Origin of the sequence: Nocardiopsis sp. TNDT3 (assembly GCF_003427465.1) — a bacterium.
Lineage (GTDB): Bacteria > Actinomycetota > Actinomycetes > Streptosporangiales > Streptosporangiaceae > Nocardiopsis > Nocardiopsis dassonvillei.
Genome location: NZ_QPFC01001155.1, coordinates 1 through 2199, shown reverse-complemented (window position 1 = coordinate 2199; position 2199 = coordinate 1). Strand labels below are relative to the sequence as shown.

General features: G+C 75.7%; 2 protein-coding genes and 1 pseudogene. 2 read left to right on the top strand and 1 reads right to left on the bottom strand.

Annotated elements, in window-relative coordinates:
• Positions 1-779 (bottom strand): cyclopropane-fatty-acyl-phospholipid synthase family protein (locus DQW06_RS25055; protein ID WP_157983597.1); only part of this gene is annotated, 779 nt, incomplete at its 3' end.
• A gap of 168 nt (positions 780-947) precedes the next feature.
• Here DQW06_RS25055 and DQW06_RS25050 point away from each other — a divergent pair.
• Together DQW06_RS25050 and DQW06_RS25045 are read left to right on the top strand one after the other, a co-directional pair.
• Complete coding sequence (locus tag DQW06_RS25050) at positions 948-1727, top strand: hypothetical protein (RefSeq protein ID WP_117199431.1); 780 nt, start codon at positions 948-950, stop codon at positions 1725-1727.
• 26 nt (positions 1728-1753) lie between these two features.
• A pseudogene (locus DQW06_RS25045) lies at positions 1754-2199 on the top strand (sensor histidine kinase); the annotation flags it as partial.

Sequence of the window (2199 nt, the reverse complement as noted above, 5' to 3'; positions counted from 1 at the left end):
CGGCACCGGCACTTCTGGCTGCGCGGCACCCGGGCGAGGGACAGGTAGGCGAAGCCGAGCGTCTCCCGGGTGCCGCGCAGCCAGAAGTGCCGGTGCCGGTCGGCCCTGGCCCGGACCTCGTCGGCACCGGGGGAGCCGGGGTTGCGCTCCAGCCACTCCTCCCAACCCCGGGCGTGCCGGGACTCGAAGTCGTCCCACTCCTCCAGGGTGGCCTGCGACAGCGCCCGCAGCCGGAAGCCGTGGGAGAGGGCGAGGTCCACCAGGTCGGGCAGCGACCGGTACTGGGCGCGGGGGATGTCGGTCATGGCCTCCAGCTCCCCGGGCGTCGGATCGCGCAGCCAGAAGCACTCACCGAACAGGAACCGGCCGCCGGGCCGGAGCAGACCGGCGACCGCCTCCAGGGCGTTGACGGTGTGCGTCACAGGGTCGCCGCCCCACACGTGGCTGGCGCCGTTGTTGACCACCACGTCCGCGTGCGTGCCGGACCAGGCGCCCGCGTCCCCGACCGCGAGTTCGACGCGGTCGGCCAGGCCCCGGGCCACGGCGTTGGCGCGCCCGTGCTCCACGGCCTGCTCGTCGAGGTCGATGCCGAACCCGGTGGCGGTCGGCTCGCTCTCCAGGGCGCGCAGCAGCAGTTCGGCCCAGCCGCAGCCGATGTCCACGATCCGTCTGCCCTCCAGGCGGCCCAGGTCGCGGATGAGTCCGGCGGCTCGGGCGTCGGAGAGCGGGCCGTTGAAGTCGACGTCGCGGTACAGGGGAGGCACGGGCGGTGTGGTCATCCGAACACCCTGGCGGGGGAGCCGCGGCCCGTCCATCGGTTTCCGGGGCCGCGCGCCCCGCGAGGACCCTGTCGGCGCGCCGGGCCCGCCGGTCATACCCGGGTCTGACGCCTGGATCCAGCCCCCGGTCCGACGCCGAGGACAGGCCCGGCGGGGCATCGTCGGGGCATGACTCCTCCACCACGCACCACCCACGGCACCCCGCACGCCGCGAGCGGCCCGGGCCGCGTACTCCCCGTGGAACGCGCGGACGCCTTCCCCGGCCGCTGGGTGGGCGGCGTCGCCATGGTTCTGGGGCCCCTGCTGATGCTGGCCGGGGCCCTGCTGCGCGTCCGCTTCGACTTCTTCTTCCCCGGGCAGCTCGCCGCGTACGAGCGGCACTCCGGCCTGACGGCCACCGCGTACGCCCTCTTCGTGGTCGGCAACCTGCTGCTGTGGCCCGCCGTGGCCGTGCTCGCCGCCCGTGTCGGCGCACGCGGTCCGGGATGGGGACTGTGGGGCGGGCTGCTGGCGATGTCCGGCCTGTTCGCCCGTACCTTCCACGCCGGAGCGGACCACATGGCCTTCCGGCTGGTCGTCGCCGAGGGCGCCGCGACCGCCACGCGGATCGTCTCCGACACCTACGGGGCCTTCCAGATCCTCTCCGTCCTGAACCTCGCCGTCCTGTCCGGCTGGGTCGTGCTCGCGCTCGGCGCCTGGCGCACACGGGTGCTGGGCCCGGTCCGCGCGTTCGCCCTCGCGCTGACGGCGGCCCTGCCGCTGGGCGTACTGAAGGGAACCACACCGTGGTCGCTGGTGGCCCTGGCCGGTCTGGCCGTCGCCCTGCTGCCGCTGGGGCTGGCTCTGCTGCGCGAGGGACCGCGGCCCCGCCGCTCAGCGGTGGTGCTCTGGGGCCTGGTCGCGCTGGGCACCCTGGGACTGATGTTCGCGTTCGGGCAGGCGGGTTGAGGGGAGTGGGCCGGTACTGTCGGGCGATGCACCGCATCACCGGCCGCCACGCGTACGCCGCCGACCTGGCGGCGGCCCTCGTCCTGACCGCGGTCTACGCCGGATTCGCGCACCTGTCCCCGGTCGACGGGCAACCCGCCTACGACGGCCCGGTCTGGCTCCCCTGGGCCGTCGCCGCGGCCGTGGGCCTGCCCGTCGCGGTCCGCCGCCGCTGGCCGCTGCCCGTGCTGGGCACGGTAATGGCCGCCCTCACCGCCGCCACCCTCCTGGACCTGACCCGGGAGCCCTACACCGCGGCGGGTCTGGCCGCCTACCTGGTGGGGTTGGCCGAGCCGGCCCGCCGTGCGGTCCCGGCCCTGGTCGCCGCGCTGGCGACGGCCGCCGCCGGAGTGTACGTCGGGGAGGCGGTCGTCACCCCGGCGGGGGACCGGCAGGACGCGGTCGGCCTGGCCTCCCTGGTGGTGCTGGTGGT

Coding starts and splice junctions, on each gene's coding strand:
- DQW06_RS25050 (WP_117199431.1), top strand. CDS start 948: ATGACTCCTCCACCACGCACCACCCACGGCACCCCGCACGCCGCGAGC.